Origin of the sequence: Halobellus inordinatus (assembly GCF_024498335.1) — an archaeon.
Taxonomy (GTDB): Archaea; Halobacteriota; Halobacteria; order Halobacteriales; family Haloferacaceae; genus Haloquadratum; species Haloquadratum inordinatus.
Genome location: NZ_CP101825.1, coordinates 625,324 through 639,600 on the forward strand (window position 1 = coordinate 625,324; position 14,277 = coordinate 639,600).

Annotated in this window: 17 protein-coding genes; 12 read left to right on the forward strand and 5 right to left on the reverse strand. The window is 66.3% G+C overall.

Annotated elements, in window-relative coordinates:
* Positions 1-22 precede the first annotated feature (22 nt).
* From NO362_RS03210 to NO362_RS03220, 3 genes are all read left to right on the forward strand, one after another.
* Positions 23-1,360, forward strand: coding sequence for an O-acetylhomoserine aminocarboxypropyltransferase/cysteine synthase family protein (locus NO362_RS03210; RefSeq protein ID WP_256546093.1), 1,338 nt, complete (start codon positions 23-25; stop codon positions 1,358-1,360).
* A complete protein-coding gene (gene metX / locus NO362_RS03215; RefSeq protein ID WP_256546094.1) occupies positions 1,357-2,562 on the forward strand; it encodes a homoserine O-acetyltransferase MetX in 1,206 nt (401 codons plus the stop codon). Before NO362_RS03210 ends, metX begins: the two co-directional genes overlap by 4 nt.
* Positions 2,563-2,642: 80 nt before the next feature.
* Entirely contained in the window at positions 2,643-3,014 is a 372-nt protein-coding gene (locus tag NO362_RS03220; RefSeq protein WP_256546095.1) for a hypothetical protein, read from the forward strand.
* A gap of 28 nt (positions 3,015-3,042) precedes the next feature.
* Here NO362_RS03220 and NO362_RS03225 read toward each other — a convergent pair whose 3' ends face one another.
* Positions 3,043-3,513 (reverse strand): carboxymuconolactone decarboxylase family protein, encoded by a 471-nt coding sequence (locus NO362_RS03225; protein ID WP_343218093.1) that lies wholly within the window; start codon positions 3,511-3,513, stop codon positions 3,043-3,045.
* Positions 3,514-3,880: 367 nt separating this feature from the next.
* Here NO362_RS03225 and NO362_RS03230 point away from each other — a divergent pair, with 367 nt between their 5' ends.
* From NO362_RS03230 to NO362_RS03250, 5 genes are all read left to right on the forward strand, one after another.
* Entirely contained in the window at positions 3,881-5,182 is a 1,302-nt protein-coding gene (locus tag NO362_RS03230; RefSeq protein ID WP_256546097.1) for an O-acetylhomoserine aminocarboxypropyltransferase/cysteine synthase family protein, read from the forward strand.
* Between the two features lie 192 nt (positions 5,183-5,374).
* Positions 5,375-6,532, forward strand: a complete 1,158-nt coding sequence (locus tag NO362_RS03235; RefSeq protein ID WP_256546098.1) for an inorganic phosphate transporter — start codon at positions 5,375-5,377, stop codon at positions 6,530-6,532.
* 138 nt (positions 6,533-6,670) lie between these two features.
* Positions 6,671-7,060, forward strand: coding sequence for a ferredoxin Fer (gene fer / locus NO362_RS03240; RefSeq protein WP_256288574.1), 390 nt, complete (start codon positions 6,671-6,673; stop codon positions 7,058-7,060).
* 274 nt (positions 7,061-7,334) lie between these two features.
* Complete coding sequence (locus NO362_RS03245) at positions 7,335-7,757, forward strand: ester cyclase (protein ID WP_256546099.1); 423 nt, start codon at positions 7,335-7,337, stop codon at positions 7,755-7,757.
* Positions 7,758-7,879: 122 nt separating this feature from the next.
* A complete protein-coding gene (locus NO362_RS03250) occupies positions 7,880-8,941 on the forward strand; it encodes an A24 family peptidase (protein ID WP_256546100.1) in 1,062 nt (353 codons plus the stop codon).
* Between the two features lie 12 nt (positions 8,942-8,953).
* Here NO362_RS03250 and NO362_RS03255 read toward each other — a convergent pair whose 3' ends face one another.
* Positions 8,954-9,223, reverse strand: coding sequence for a HalOD1 output domain-containing protein (locus NO362_RS03255; protein ID WP_256288571.1), 270 nt, complete (start codon positions 9,221-9,223; stop codon positions 8,954-8,956).
* Between the two features lie 134 nt (positions 9,224-9,357).
* On the opposite strand from NO362_RS03255, the gene hisI reads away from it, so the two are divergent.
* The 3 genes from hisI to NO362_RS03270 are packed head-to-tail and all read left to right on the forward strand — an operon-like array spanning position 9,358 to position 11,234.
* Positions 9,358-9,726, forward strand: coding sequence for a phosphoribosyl-AMP cyclohydrolase (gene hisI, locus NO362_RS03260; protein WP_256288570.1), 369 nt, complete (start codon positions 9,358-9,360; stop codon positions 9,724-9,726).
* 6 nt (positions 9,727-9,732) lie between these two features.
* Positions 9,733-10,917 (forward strand): DUF7118 family protein, encoded by a 1,185-nt coding sequence (locus NO362_RS03265; protein ID WP_256546101.1) that lies wholly within the window; start codon positions 9,733-9,735, stop codon positions 10,915-10,917.
* Positions 10,917-11,234 carry a hypothetical protein gene (locus NO362_RS03270; RefSeq protein ID WP_256546102.1) on the forward strand — a complete coding sequence of 106 codons (318 nt, stop codon included), beginning with the start codon at positions 10,917-10,919 and terminating at the stop codon, positions 11,232-11,234. The genes NO362_RS03265 and NO362_RS03270 overlap by 1 nt, the downstream gene beginning before the upstream one ends.
* Before the next feature lie 73 nt (positions 11,235-11,307).
* Here NO362_RS03270 and glmM read toward each other — a convergent pair whose 3' ends face one another.
* Both glmM and NO362_RS03280 read right to left on the reverse strand, forming a co-directional pair.
* Positions 11,308-12,669: a phosphoglucosamine mutase gene (glmM, locus tag NO362_RS03275; protein ID WP_256546103.1), complete on the reverse strand. Its 1,362-nt coding sequence runs from the start codon at positions 12,667-12,669 to the stop codon at positions 11,308-11,310.
* A 126-nt stretch (positions 12,670-12,795) separates the two neighbouring features.
* Positions 12,796-13,056 carry a DUF8151 family protein gene (locus NO362_RS03280; protein ID WP_256546104.1) on the reverse strand — a complete coding sequence of 87 codons (261 nt, stop codon included), beginning with the start codon at positions 13,054-13,056 and terminating at the stop codon, positions 12,796-12,798.
* A 167-nt stretch (positions 13,057-13,223) separates the two neighbouring features.
* Between NO362_RS03280 and hisA the strand changes: the two genes are divergently transcribed.
* Positions 13,224-13,952, forward strand: coding sequence for a 1-(5-phosphoribosyl)-5-[(5-phosphoribosylamino)methylideneamino]imidazole-4-carboxamide isomerase (gene hisA, locus NO362_RS03285; RefSeq protein WP_121568746.1), 729 nt, complete (start codon positions 13,224-13,226; stop codon positions 13,950-13,952).
* A gap of 38 nt (positions 13,953-13,990) precedes the next feature.
* On the opposite strand, the gene NO362_RS03290 is transcribed toward hisA, so the two are convergent.
* On the reverse strand, positions 13,991-14,143 hold the full coding sequence (locus tag NO362_RS03290; protein WP_158599317.1) for a hypothetical protein: 153 nt from the start codon (positions 14,141-14,143) through the stop codon (positions 13,991-13,993).
* Between the last annotated feature and the right edge of the window lie 134 nt (positions 14,144-14,277).

Here is a 14,277-nt window from a genome sequence, read left to right on the forward strand (position 1 = left end):
GAATATGCATACTACACATAGTATGGTCGATGGGTTCCACACCCGGAGTCTACACGCCGGTCAGGAGCCGGACGAGGCGACGGGCGCTCGCGCACCGCCGCTCTATCAGACGACCTCCTACGCCTTCGAGGACGCCGACCACGCCGCCGACCTCTACGCGCTTTCGGTCGACGGCGACGTCTACTCGCGGATCTCGAATCCGACGACGCGGATCCTCGAAGAGCGACTCGCTGCCCTCGAAGGCGGTGTCGCCGCGGTCGCGACCGCCTCGGGAATGGCTGCGCTCGATTCGATCACCAGTATGCTCGCCAACGCCGGCGACAACGTCGTCGCGAGCGCGGATATGTACGGCGGGACGGCGACCTATCTGACGAAGATGGCGACGCGCCGCGGCGTCGACATCAGGGTCGTGGACACCCTCGACTACGACGCCTTCGCAGACCGGATCGACGAGGATACCGCGTTCGTCCACGTCGAGACCATCGCGAACCCCTCGCTGAAGACGCCCGACTTCGAGCGCCTCGCAGACATTGCCCACGAGGCGGCCGCGCCGCTCGTCGTCGACAACACCTTCGCGACGCCGTATCTCTGTCGGCCGCTCGAACACGGCGCGGACATCGTCTGGGAGTCGACGACGAAGTGGCTCCACGGCTCGGGGACGACCGTCGGCGGCGTCCTCGTCGACGGCGGCACCTTCCCGTGGGAACACGCCGATTACGACGAGCTTTCTGGACCCAACCCGGCGTTCGGCATCGACTTCGTCGAGCGCTACGGCGAGGCCGCGTTCGCCAACGCCACCCGCCAGCGGGCGCTCCGGACGCTCGGAAATCAGCAGTCGCCCTTCGACGCCTGGCAGACGATCCAGGGGCTGGAGACGCTCCCGCTGCGAATGCAGCGCCACTGTGAGAACGCCCGCGAGGTCGCGACCTTCCTCCGCGAACACGCGGACGTCGCGTGGGTGTCGTATCCGGGGTTCGAGGACCACCCGACCCACGAGAACGCGACCCGGTATCTGGGCTCCGAGGAGAACGGCGACGGCGAGTCCGAGTACGGCGGAATGGTCACCTTCGGCCTCGAAAGTGGCTTCGAGGCGGCCAAGCGGACCTGCGAGGAGGTCGACCTCGCGTCGTTCCTCGCGAACATCGGTGACGCGAAGACGCTCGTGATCCACCCCGCCTCGACGACGCACGCACAGTTGAGTGAGGAAGAACAGCGCGCGGCGGGGCTCAGCCCCGAGATGGTCCGCCTCTCGGTCGGCATCGAAGACGCCGCCGACGTCATCGCCGACCTGGACCGGGCGATCCGCGCCGCAACGCAAGGCGTTTCGGCCTCGGACTCCGAGGGGGAGGAAACACGATGAAAACAGACAGCGGAACCGTCGACCTCGGGCGGTTCGACTTCGCCTCCGGCGACGAGATCGAGAACCTCGAAGTCGCCTACGAGACCTACGGCGAGTTCGACGGTGACAACGCGGTGCTCGTCTGTCACGCCCTCACCGGCAGCCAGAACGTCGCCGGCTACGGCTCCGAGACCGCGGGCCAGGCTCGCGCGTGGTGGAACGACATCGTCGGCCCCGGCAAGGCGATCGACACCAACGAGTACTACGTCGTCTCGGCGAACATCCCCGGCTCGTGCTACGGCACCTCCGGCCCCGCATCGACCGATCCCGAGGGCGAGGTGTACGGCACCGACTTCCCGCCGGTCACGATCGGCGACTGGACGCGCTCGCAGCGCCTACTGCTCGACGAGCTCGGCGTCGGCCGCCTGCACGCGGTCGTCGGCGGGAGCGTCGGCGGAATGAACGCCCTCGACTGGGCGAAGCGCTACCCCGACGACGCTCGGTACGTCGTTTCCGTCGCCGCAGCGGCACGCCTCGACGCGCAGTGTCTCGCGCTCGACGCCATCGCGCGCCGGGCGATCACGACCGATCCGCACTGGAACGGCGGCGACTACTACGGAAACGACGAACAGCCGACCGACGGCCTCGCGCTCGCCCGCCAGATCGGACACGTGATGTACCTCTCGAAGTCGTCGATGGAGCAGAAGTTCGGGCGGCGCGCCGCCGGCCGCGACGCGCGCCGGGACTCCTTCCCCGCCGATCCCGCCGCGGCGTTCTTCCCCTACCGCGACGTGGAGTCCTACCTCGACTACCAGGCCGAGAAGTTCGTCGACCGCTTCGACGCCAACTCCTATCTGTATCTCACGCGGGCGATGGACGACTACGACCTCTCGGAGGGCTACGAGAACGACTCGCGCGCGCTTGCCGCCTTCGAGGGCGAGGCGCTGTTGCTCTCGTTCACGGGCGATTGGCACTTCACCACCGAGCAATCGGAGACCGTCGCCGAGGCGTTCCGCGAGACGGGCGTGCCGGTGTCGCACCACGTCATCGACTCCGACCACGGCCACGACGCGTTCCTCGTCGAACCCGAGAAGGTCGGGCCACCGCTCCGCGATTTCCTCGCGGCGGGCGTCAACGGGCGCTCCGTCCACGACACCGTCGAAGCCGAACCCAACACCGGCGGCGACTTCGCGCCCGTTCACGCGTCGCTGTTTAGTCGGTGAGTCCGCGCCGCCCCAGCGGGCCGACCGAACGGTCCCGCTGAACCCGAACGCACTTTTCGCTGCGCGCTGTGTCCGACGGTATGTCTCCGGCAGATCTCCTCGCACGCCTCGCTGGCCTCCTCGTCGCCGTTGTCGGCGGCGTCCTCGTCCTGGGCGGCTTCTTCGTGCCGACCGCGGGCGCGCCCGGCATCGCGCTGCTCGCTCGCGGCGCGGTCCTGAACGTCGTCGTCGCCGGGGGAGTCGCCGGCGTCGCCTTCGTCCTCGCCGGACTCGGTGTGCTCGTCGATCGCGGCCGTGCGCTCGCGGTCAGCGTCGGCGGAGTCGTCCTCGTCGCTGCCGTCGCCCTACTCGCCGTCGGGACGAATTCGACGCAGAGCGTGCTCGGCGTCGGCCTCGTGGCGCTAGTGCTCCTGCTCGTGGGGTCGTCGGTCGGAAGTGATGCAGCGGCGTGAGACCATCCGGAGCGGGTGCCCCTGCAATTCAGACCGGACAGCGCTCTCGCAGGCGCTCGACCGCTCGCTGTGTGCTCTCGGCCCCGCGGCGGAGACAGCGACGAGCGCGACGCGTCCGTCGTCGGATGCCGAATTTGAGCGCGTCGTAGGAGTTTCCGAGCAGATTGCCGAAGTAGATCGCGCGAACGAACGCCAGCACGTCGGCGGCCGTCTCGGGTCCGTAGGTCTCGCGTAACTCGGCGACGGCGTCCGGACTCGGATCCTCGTCGGCCTCGGCGTACGCCTGTGCGAACAGGAGCGCGGTCCGTTCCTCGTCGTCGACAGCCCCGTCGACGTCGTTTTCGAGGATTCGGTCGATGGTCGCTTGATCGACGCCCGTCTCCTGAGCGAGGTCGGTGTGGTAGCGAGTGCAGTACTGGCACTCGTTGACGGCAGTGACCGCGAGCATAATCTTCTCTGCGAACTGGTCGCTGACTCTGTCTGCTCGTTTTGCGCGCACCAGATCCGAAAGGTTGTGCACGAATTTTGCAGTACCAGTCAGGAGAGAACGCGGCGTGAATCGCTTTTTCGTAAATCTTCCCGGCGTATCTTCGGTCTCGTCTGTCATCTCTAACTTCATATTCTGCACCGTTACAATACCGTTTCGATGACCGCAGACGTCCATAGGATGTCGGGTCGAATCACGAAGATGGCGCTATTCCGTAACTTGCCCAGCGACAGGTCGCCATCCAGAATGGTCCATATTCCACAATCGTCAGTCGATTAGCTGACAAAATGGATCCGCGCGACAGAAGCGCCCGTCGCAGATACCGGCGGAAATTGCACGCGCCACGTCCGTTAGGCCCCCGCTCCGAGAAGGGTGCGCTATGGCTGACGACGACGACACACCACTCGGATTCGGGACGCGGAGCCTCCACGCGGGACAGAAGCCCGACCCGACGACTGGCTCACGCGCACCGCCGATCTATCAGACGAGTTCCTACGTCTTCGAGGACGCCGAAGACGCTGCCGGCCAGTTCGCCTTAGAGAAGGAGGGCTTCATTTACAGCCGGCTGATGAACCCGACGGTCGGAATGTTGCAGGAGCGCCTCGCCTCGCTCGAAGGCGGCGTCGGTGCGGCGGCGACGGCGTCCGGGATGGCCGCACTCGACCTCGCGACCTTCCTGCTCGCCAGCGCCGGCGACAACATCGTCACGGCGGCGTCGCTGTACGGCGGCACCTACACCTACTTCACGCACACCGTCGAGCGCCGCGGGATCACGACGAAGTTCGTCGACACGCTCGATTATGAGGCGTACGAGGAGGCAATCGACGAGGACACGGCGTACGTCCACTTAGAGACGATCGGCAACCCCGCGCTCGTCACGCCCGACATCGAACGCATCGCCGACATCGCTCACGAGCACGACGTGCCGCTGTTCGTCGACAACACCTTCGCGACGCCGTATCTCTGCCGCCCGATCGAACACGGCGCAGACCTCGTGTGGAACTCCACGACCAAGTGGCTCACCGGCGCAGGGACGACGATCGGTGGGATTCTGGTCGACGGCGGCTCGTTCCCCTGGAGCGAGCACGCCGAGAAGTACCCCGAGATCGGCGCGTCGAACCCCGCCTACCACGGCGTCAACTTCGCCGAGCGCTTCGGCGACGCCGCGTTCACGTACGCGGCCATCGCCCGCGGCCTGCGCGATCTCGGGAACGCCCAGTCGCCGTTCGACGCGTGGAACACCCTCGAAAAGCTGGAGTCGCTGCCGATGCGGATGGAGCGACACTGCGAGAACGCGATGGCCGTCGCGGAGTTCTTAGAAGGCCACGACGCTGTCTCGTGGATCAACTACCCCGGCTTGGAGAGCCACGAGACGCACGAGGAGGCCTCCGAGTACTTAGAGGGCGGCTACGGCGGGATGATCACCTTCGGCCTCGAAGCGGGCTACGAGGCCGCCCGCGACACTGTCGACAACGTCGAACTCGCCTCCCTGGTCGCGAACGTCGGCGACGCGAAGACGCTCGTGATCCACCCCGCCTCGACGACGCACCAACAACTCACCGAAGAAGAACAGAACGCCGCGGGCGTGACGCCCGATATGGTCCGCCTCTCGGTCGGCATCGAGGACGTCGACGACATCATCGCCGACCTCGAACAGGCGATCGACGCCGCGACGAACTGATAATGATTACTCTCGTCTCTTACCGATGAGCGCCACCTCAGTTGCCGGCGCTCACCGGTACACAGTGAGAGTAATCATTATGAGCGTCGTGCCCGGACGCAGTCGAGTGGCCTGACCGATCTTACTGCGGCGTGCCGGGCGTTCTCGGCGTCGATGGTGACGTTTTTCCGCCGGTACTGCGAACCACGCGTCGTGGTCGAAACACTCCTCGCCGTCGGTCTCTTCGTCGCTGTCTTCGTCGGATTCAACATCGGCGGCTCCTCGACGGGCGTCGCGTTCGGCCCCGCCGTCGGGAGCGACCTCGTCTCGAAACTGGGCGCGGCGATCCTGATGACCGGCTTCGCGCTCCTCGGCGCGTGGACCGCCGGGCGCGAAGTCATCGAGACGATGGGCGGGCGCATCGTCCCCCAAAGCGAGTTCACGCTCGCCGCCAGCGTCGCCGTCCTCTTTTTCGTCGGCCTGGCGCTCCTTATCTCGAACACGTTCGGCGTCCCCGCGTCGACGTCGATGACGGCCGTCGGCGCGATCGCCGGCCTCGGCGTCGCCTCCGGGACGCTGAACGAAGCCGTGATGCTCGAGATCATTTCGTGGTGGATCGTCGCCCCGGTGATCGCCTTCTGGATCTGTGCGGTCATCGGCCGGTACGTCTACCCCTACCTCGACGCGAAACTGAAACTCGACCGCTCTCCCGGCCCGATCGTCGTCCTCGACCGCGAGAACGGGTTTCCGCGGCCCCGACTCGGGCCGAACACGACGCCCCGAGAACTCGGCAGCGTCGGCCTCGTCGTCGTCATCGCCTGTTATATGGCCTACTCGGCGGGCGCGTCGAACGCCGCCAACGCCGTCGCCCCGCTCGTCGGCAACGGCGCGGTGTCGATCAATCAGGGCATCTTCCTCGCGGCCGGCGCGATCGGTCTCGGCGCGTTCACCATCGCACGGCGGACGCTCGACACCGTCGGCAACGACCTCACGGAACTGCCGATCCTGGCCGCGCTCGTCGTCGAGACGGTGTCGGCGTCGCTGATCGCGATGCTGTCGTATCTCGGCATTCCGGCGAGTCTCGCCGTCTCGGCGACGATGTGCATCGTCGGACTCGGCTGGGGTCGCGCCACGCGGACGGTGACCCTCGGCGAAGCGCTCGGGGGCACCGCGCCGGAGATGTCCGTCGACGCGCTGACGACCGAAACGAGCGACGAAGTCCCGCCAGTGGGCGAAGAGTCCGCACGCGATCTCGGCGGCACCGATCTGTTCGACCCGGGGACGACCGGTCGCGTGATCTTCTTTTGGCTCCTCACGCCGAGTCTCTCGGCCGCGGCGTCGTACGCGCTCTTCGCGGCCGTCCCGCTGTAAGTCGTCGCAGTCGGCCGCGCCTCCGGCGGAGTGACGCCCACTGTCACCGCACACAGCAGTGATACGTCCCGAACAACCGCCCGTAATCGACGAATCGAACAGCAAAGTCTAATGGGGTGGCATACAAACCGCTTGCTGATGCCTACCGTAGAATACCTCAACTACGAAGTGCTGGACGACCAGGGCTGGGACATGGACGACGACGACCTCTTCGAGAAGGCCGCTGACGCGGGTCTGGACGACGAAGACTACGGCTCTCTCGAAGTCAACCAGGGCGAATACATCCTCGAAGCCGCCGAGGCGCAGGGCTACGACTGGCCCTTCTCGTGCCGCGCGGGTGCCTGCGCGAACTGCGCGTCCATCCTCAAGGAGGGCGAGATCGATATGGATATGCAGCAGATCCTCTCCGACGAGGAAGTCTCCGAAAAGAACGTCCGCCTGACCTGTATCGGCTCGCCGGCAGCCGACGAGGTCAAGATCGTCTACAACGCGAAGCACCTCGACTACCTCCAGAACCGCGTCATCTAACGAAGGCTGTACGACGAACGGTTCCTCTAACACCCGTTCTCGGTCGCACCGAGAACCGAAATCCCAACATTCGCGCTTTTTGCGCCCGCGACCTCGTCGGCAGCGCAGACGGCCAACGCCGGGGAGAACCGTCCTCGATCGCCGCTGCAGATCAATCGCCGTCCCGGATCTGATCGACCGGAAAATAGGCGGGCCTTTCCCTCGTTTACGTCGGTCATAGTTCGATACAGCACTCGCTAACAATAGTCGTGGCTCCAGCATACAGGGGACGCCGATGTCGAGTGAGGAAAACAAAGAAATCGCCCATCGGATCCTGCGAGACGTACTGGAACAGAGAAACCTCGACGCAGTCGAGGAGCTGTATGCGGCGGACGCGGTGGAACACAGCCCAATGCGTGATTTCCGTGGCCACGAAGAGATCAAAGAGAGCTTCGCGGAGACGCTCGACGCGTTTTCGGACTACACGGTGACCGTCGAGGATATGATCGCGGAGGGAGATACCGTCGCTGCCAGGTTGACAGAGCGCGGCGTCCACGACGGGGAGTTGATGGGGATCGAACCGACCGGCAACGAGTTCGAGCATCAGACGATGGCTTTCCTCCGGTTGGAGGACGGAAAGGTCGCTGAATGGTGGGTGCTGCCCGACAACCTCAGCTTCCTCCAACAACTGGGCGTCGTCGAGTCGCCCGGCGAGTAAGCTTGGATGGAAGACGACGGGCCAGTGAGTGTCGTAGTTGTCACGTGTGAGCGCCGACGCGGTGTGCGAGGTAGAGCCGACGCAGACGCAAACTACAACTCCCCCGGGGTCACTTCCCCTGTATGTTCGCCAGCGTACCGGATCTGCTTCGGTTGGCCGTCCTCCCAGTCCTCGGGTGGGCGGCGTGGCGGGACGTCGAGACGCGACGGGTGCCGAGTCGGACCTGGTACCCGCTGGTCGCGCTGGGCGTCCTCTTGCTCGTGTGGGACGCCCTCGGACACGTGTCGATGGCGACGTCTGCGGACGTCTTGTTCTTCGTGCGCGTCGCGATCAGCCTCTTTCTCGTCGCACCGATCGCCTACATCTTCTGGCTGCTCGGCGGCTTCGGGGGCGCAGACGCGAAGGCGCTCATCACGATCGCGATTCTCCTCCCGACGTTTCCGACGTACTACTTCGCGGGGTTCACGCTGCCCTCGACTGTGACGACGCTCGGCGTCTTCTCGATGACTGTCCTGACGAACACGGTCGTCCTCGCGGCCGTCTATCCGCTCGCGCTCGCGGGACGGAATCTGCTCGACGGCGACGTCCGATTTCCGGTCGTCTTCCTCGGCCGGCGGATCGACGTCTCGGCGCTCTCGACGGCGCACGGCCGCCTGTTCGAGACGCCCGACGGCTTCTCGCGGAACGGCCTCGACATCGACGCACTGCGGATGTACCTCCGCTGGCGCGGCGCGAACCTCGCCGACCTCCGGGCGGACCCCGATGGGTTCCGGGACCCTGAGAGCATCGGTGCGACGTACGAGCCGACAGACGGCGCAGTCGGCGTCGAGAGCGACTCACCGGTTCCCGAGACAGGAGCGGCCGATATCGACACTGACGGCGGAACGGATGAGGGAACGGCACTCGCGAGCGATACGAACGGCAGAGCGGCCGCCGCAAGCGACACTGACGTCGGCGCCGACGACCAGTGGGGTGCGGAGGCGTTCCTCGACAGCATCGACGGGACGGCCTACGGCACGACACCGGAGAAACTCCGCGGCGGCCTAGAGATCGTCGCCGATCAGAACGACGTGTGGATCTCGCCGGGCATCCCGTTCATCGTCCCGATGTTCGTCGGGACACTGCTGGCGTTCACGTACGGCGACGTCGTGTTCGGCGTCCTCGGGGCGCTCGGCGTGCTGTGAGCGCCGGCCGAGTCACGTTTTGACGAACTGCGCACTCCCGTCCTGCTCGACGGTGATTCGGTATCCTTCGTAGCTGAACGTAATTTCGACCTGTGCTTCCGGGACCGGCGGCGTGGTGAATATGTATTCGAGAACGTGATCGAGGTGCTCGTACGTCGTCGTCAGTTGTTCGTGGCTCTTTCCTTCGAGTTCGGCGACGACCTCTGCAATCTGGACGACCGGCTGTTCTCGATCCGTCTCGAGAGTCCGATGGACGATTTCTCCATCTGGAGGGTCAGTCATTGCGATCAGTCTGCGGTCGTAGTTTTGGGTTTTCTGGAGTTTCACTATTTTGTCAAAATATTTTTATGACAGCGCGATTCCGGGTCCAGAACGGGGCAAAAGACCTATCGGACGGACACTCCTCGGTCGAGGTAATGACCGACGACGTCGAGGTGGACTTCGGCGATGACGGACTCGTCCCCGCCGTCGCACAGGACGCCGACTCCGGCGAGGTGTTGATGCTGGCGTACGTCTCACCGGCGGCGCTCGAGCGAACGCGCGAGACGGGGCGCGCACACTACTACTCCCGCAGTCGCGACGAACTCTGGGAGAAGGGCGCGACGAGCGGCCACACCCAGGAGGTTCAGGAGATTCGCGTCGACTGCGACGCCGACACGCTTCTGTATCTCGTCGACCAGACGGGCGGTGCATGCCACACCGGCCACCGCTCGTGTTTCTACCGGACGATCGACGGCGAGAACGTCGGCGAGCAAGTGTTCGATCCCGACGCGGTGTACGAGTAAGGACCGATGTCCGGACCGGAATCGACGGCTGACGACGCCGACGTGGATGCGCTGCTCGCCGAAGTCGACGCGCGGATCGAGGACCTGCAGGCGGCGCGCGAGCGGCGCGAGAAGGTGGAATCGCGGATCGAGGACGTGGGCGAGGAGTCCGTCGTCGCCGCTGCGGACGCCTACCGGAAGTCGATCCGGCTGTTCGAGAACTACGAGGACTCCGCCACCGGGACGGGGGATTTCCAGGCGTACGTCGAGTTCCAGGATCGCTTTCTCGGCCTCGTCGAAGACCTCCCAGAGTCGATCCCGGCGCACGGCGGCTTCGAGGCCGCCGCCGAGCGGATGGACCGACGGCGACTCAGCGAGGACCACTTCGACGCGGCGCGCGAGGACCTCGAACCCGCCGCGGAGTACGTCGACCTCCTCGACCGGCGCGAAGAGACGAAAGAGACGCTCTCGGAGGCACGCCGGGACGCGAAGCTCTGTCTCCGCAACCTCGACGAGGAGATCGAATCGCGTGCGGAGACGCTCGCCTTCGCCGACGCCGACCTCGGCGCGCCGGTCGAGAAACTCCGAGACCCGATCGAGGCGTACAACGACGCCGTCAGCGCCGAGTTCCAGTCGTTCTACGAGTCGGCGTCAGCGACCGCCGTGATCGAGTTCCTCGAACGGGCGGAGTCGTTCCCGCTCGTCGCGTTCCGGTCGCCGCCGCGCGACCTCCGCGAGTTCGTTCGGGAGAGTCCCGACGCCGACGAACCGATTCCGACGCTCTTGGAGTATGCCGATTACTCCGGGTCGAAACTGGATCACTACGCCGAGGACCCCGCAACGCTCCAGACGAGCGTCGCCGTCCACCGAACGTACCTCGAACGGCTCTCGGCCGAGCCGTTGACCGTCTCGCTCCCGCCGCCGTCGGCGGGGACGCTCCGCCGCTTCGCCGGCGAAGCGATATCGCTACTCGGACGGTTCGCCTCCGAGGAGACTGTCGCACGGCTTCGAGAGGTGCGGGATCTGACCCGTCGCGACGACTACGCGGATCTCAGGCTCGCCGCTCGCGCGCACGAAGAACTCGACGCCGACGAACGCGAGCGCGTTCAGTCCGGCGTCGCAGCGGCCGAACTGGAACGCCTCCGCGACGCCCGCGAGCACCTGTCGGCGGCGCTGGAGGACGCGAACGAAACCGGCAGGCAACAGGGCTGATGGTCGCCGTCTCGGCGGTGGCGTTCGCAGCCGGGGCACTCAGCCTCTACTACGGGGCGCGGTCGCTGCGGACGAAGCGCGCGCTCGAACGACTCGATGCCGACGGCGACGAGCGACTCGACGCGGGGACCGAGACGGGGCTCGCACACCCGACAGATTGGCTCGAACCACCTAGCGAGCGGTCCTCGTCAGACAACTCGACCCCGACGACGACCGAGTCGGCGACGAACCGCCGCGACGACGTCTCCGTCGAGCGCGGCTTCGTCCTCTTGGTGCTCGGCGTGGTCTGTCTGCTATTCGGGTTTTTCGCGCTGTGAACGGCGTCGATTCGATCGGCAGAACGACCGAAACTGGACGGTACAAAAACGCAGGACTGCGCGGCCGACAGCCTCACTCTTCAAGCGCGGCGCGGAGTGCGTCGGCCGCCTCCTCGGCGAGAATGCGAGCACGTGACTCCGAGCGCGCCTCGGCGTAGACGCGCACTTTCGGTTCGGTGCCGGAGGGACGGACCAGCACCCAGGCGTCACCGTAATCGAGGCGGTACCCGTCGATCGTGTTCGGGTCGGCGTCCGCGGACTCGGCGAACTCGCGGGCCGCGCCGAGCATCGCGTCGAGTTCCGCGTCCGTGTCGTATTCGAGGTTGATTCGGACGTTCTCGTAGTCGGTGTAGGGGGCGACGATCTCGGTCACGGGGCGCTCGGCGACGAGTTCGAGGAACTTCGCGCCGACGTATGCGCCGTCGCGGACGAGTCGGTATTCGGGGAAGAAGATCCCGCCGTTGCCCTCGCCGGCGATCGGGACGTGCGCATCCATCGTGCGGAGTTCCCGAATCCGGGTGATGATGTTCGTCGAGCCGATCGGGGTCAGTTCGAGCGTGGCGCCGACCTCCTCACAGACGTCGACGAGTCGTTGCGAGACGTTGACGGCAGCGACAGTCGTGTCGCCTGCCTCCAGTTCGGCGGCGGCCAGCGCGGCGAGCGACGCTTCACCCGCGACGAACGCGCCGGTCTCGTCGACGAAGACGGCTCGATCGGCGTCGCCGTCGTGGGCGATGCCGACGTCCGCGTCGGCCGCCTTCACGAGCGATTTGAGGTCGGCGAGGTTCGGTTCGACTGGCTCGGACTCGCGGCCGGGGAAGTGCCCGTCGGGGTTGGCGTTGACGGTGACGACCTCACAGCCGAGTTTGCGGTAGAACTCGGGGCTCGTGAGCGCGCCCGCGCCGTGGCCCGGGTCGAGCGCGACGGTGAGGTCGGCGTCGGCGATCGTCTCGCAGTCGACCGATGCGAGGAGGTCCTCGACGTACTCGCGGTTGACTGCGTCGATCGTTCGTGAGGCGCCGACCTCGTCCCAGGCGGCGGTCCCGAAGTCCTCACTGAGAACGTGCTCTTCGATCCGTTCGAGGTCGGCAACGCTGAGTTCGACGCCGTCGGCGCCGACGAGTTTGACGCCGTTGTACTCCGGCGGGTTGTGCGAGGCCGTGATGATGATCCCCGGACGCTCGTACTCGCCGGCGTAGCGGACGGCGCTCGGCGTCGGGGTCGTCCCGAGCCGGTCGACGTCGACGCCGACGCTCTCTAAGCCGCTCACGGCCGCATTCGCGAGCATCTCGCCGGTGGTTCGGGTGTCGCGTGCGACGACGGCGCGGTCCGTCTCCCACACTGTCCCCGCCGCCTTCGCGACGCGGAGGACGAACTCGGGCGTCAGGCCGTCGCCGACGACGCCGCGAGTGCCGCTCGAACCGAACAGTTTCATTACGTCGTCTTCCTCATCGCGCCGTAAAAGCGGTTGCGAAGGAATCGCCGGTCAGAGAGCGCCAATCGCCTGCCGTGAGCCGGACGGGCAATCGCGCGCCGGCACCGGCTCGACTGGTTCAACGCGTCACTCGGCAGCGTCGCCGAGAGCGCGCTTGAACTCGGTTATCGTCGGCAGGGCCTTGTCGACGGCGACGTAGTACGCGAAGTACAGCGCGACGGCGCCGATGACCGCGGCCCACAGGCCGAGCGTCACCTCGCCGCCCTGGGCGGTCGTGAGCGCGAAGCGTTCGAGAGACGCTCCGACGAGCGAGAGGCCGACGGAGCCCAGACTGAAAAACAGGACCTCAAGCAGTTCGGGAACGAGTTCGAGGGGTGCGCTTGTCATACCTCCAATGGAGGAGTCACTGCTGTGGCTCTTTCGGTTCGAGTGACACAGACACGCACCCTCGCTGCGACTGCAAGGGCGCGGTCTCGCACCGCTGCGTCCGATCCGACCGCGCGGCGGCACGCCGCTCCGGAGACTTTAGGCCGCTCCCCCGCCGACACTCGCGCGTGAGCGATCCATTCCCCACTTTCGAGGTCGTCCCCGCGGTCGATATGCAGGACGGCGAGGTCGTCCAGCTCGTACAGGGCGAACGCGGCACCGAGAAACGCTACGGCGACCCGGTCGCGGCTGCCGAGCGCTGGGTCGACGCCGGCGCCGAGACCCTGCATCTCGTCGATCTCGACGGGGCGTTCGAGGGCGAGAGACAGAACGCCGACGCGGTCGAGGCCGTCGTCGACGCCGTCGACGTGCCGGTGCAACTCGGCGGCGGGATTCGCACTGCGGCGGACGCGATCGACCTGCTCGACCGCGGCGTCGAGCGCGTCATTCTCGGGACGGCGGCCGTCGAAGAGCCCGAACTGGTCGAAGAAATCTCCGCGGAGTACCCCGGGCGCGTGATGGTGAGCCTCGACGCCAAAGACGGCGAGGTCGTCGTCTCCGGGTGGACCGAGGGCACCGGACTCGATCCCGCAGACGCCGCGGCGCGCTATGCGGACCTCGGCGCGGGCGCGATTCTGTTCACCGATGTCGACGTCGAAGGCCAACACGAGGGCGTCCAGGCAGGCGTGACGCGCCGCGTCGTCGACGCCGTCGACATCCCGGTCGTCGCCTCCGGCGGGGTCGCGTCGCTCGACGACGTCCGAACGCTGAAAGACGCCGGTGCGGCGGCCGTCGTCGTCGGGACCGCGCTCTACGAAGGGACGTTCACTCTCGCGGACGCGATGGCTGTACAGTAGCGTTTGCAACTCGGTCAGCGTGCGAACGCTTGCAAACGCTACTGTATAGTCCCGTACTGAGCGACGACTGCGACGCCCGTGAGTGCGACGAGCGTTACCCCCAACCCGGTCGCGACGCCCGAGTCCGAGAACAACAGCAGCCCCCCGAGACAGAGCGCATACGCGCCGAGCACTACTCCCTTGATCCCCATAATCGGGTAAATTAGCGGCTCACGAATATCAATCTCAGCAAGACGGGCGTCAGACGGCCGCAGTGGCAAGGAGGCGACGTCGGTGGGGGAGACCGACGGCGGAGCTTCATAATGATTACTCTCGTCTCTTACCG

Bases quoted from the DNA above. Each gene is read 5' to 3' on its own strand.
- NO362_RS03210 (WP_256546093.1), top strand. From the start codon at position 23: ATGGTCGATGGGTTCCACACCCGGAGTCTACACGCCGGTCAGGAGCCG.
- metX (WP_256546094.1), top strand. From the start codon at position 1,357: ATGAAAACAGACAGCGGAACCGTCGACCTCGGGCGGTTCGACTTCGCC.
- NO362_RS03220 (WP_256546095.1), top strand. From the start codon at position 2,643: ATGTCTCCGGCAGATCTCCTCGCACGCCTCGCTGGCCTCCTCGTCGCC.
- NO362_RS03230 (WP_256546097.1), top strand. From the start codon at position 3,881: ATGGCTGACGACGACGACACACCACTCGGATTCGGGACGCGGAGCCTC.
- fer (WP_256288574.1), top strand. From the start codon at position 6,671: ATGCCTACCGTAGAATACCTCAACTACGAAGTGCTGGACGACCAGGGC.
- NO362_RS03245 (WP_256546099.1), top strand. From the start codon at position 7,335: ATGTCGAGTGAGGAAAACAAAGAAATCGCCCATCGGATCCTGCGAGAC.
- NO362_RS03250 (WP_256546100.1), top strand. From the start codon at position 7,880: ATGTTCGCCAGCGTACCGGATCTGCTTCGGTTGGCCGTCCTCCCAGTC.
- NO362_RS03255 (WP_256288571.1), bottom strand. From the start codon at position 9,223: ATGACTGACCCTCCAGATGGAGAAATCGTCCATCGGACTCTCGAGACG.
- hisI (WP_256288570.1), top strand. From the start codon at position 9,358: ATGACCGACGACGTCGAGGTGGACTTCGGCGATGACGGACTCGTCCCC.
- NO362_RS03265 (WP_256546101.1), top strand. From the start codon at position 9,733: ATGTCCGGACCGGAATCGACGGCTGACGACGCCGACGTGGATGCGCTG.
- NO362_RS03270 (WP_256546102.1), top strand. From the start codon at position 10,917: ATGGTCGCCGTCTCGGCGGTGGCGTTCGCAGCCGGGGCACTCAGCCTC.
- glmM (WP_256546103.1), bottom strand. From the start codon at position 12,669: ATGAAACTGTTCGGTTCGAGCGGCACTCGCGGCGTCGTCGGCGACGGC.
- NO362_RS03280 (WP_256546104.1), bottom strand. From the start codon at position 13,056: ATGACAAGCGCACCCCTCGAACTCGTTCCCGAACTGCTTGAGGTCCTG.
- NO362_RS03290 (WP_158599317.1), bottom strand. From the start codon at position 14,143: ATGGGGATCAAGGGAGTAGTGCTCGGCGCGTATGCGCTCTGTCTCGGG.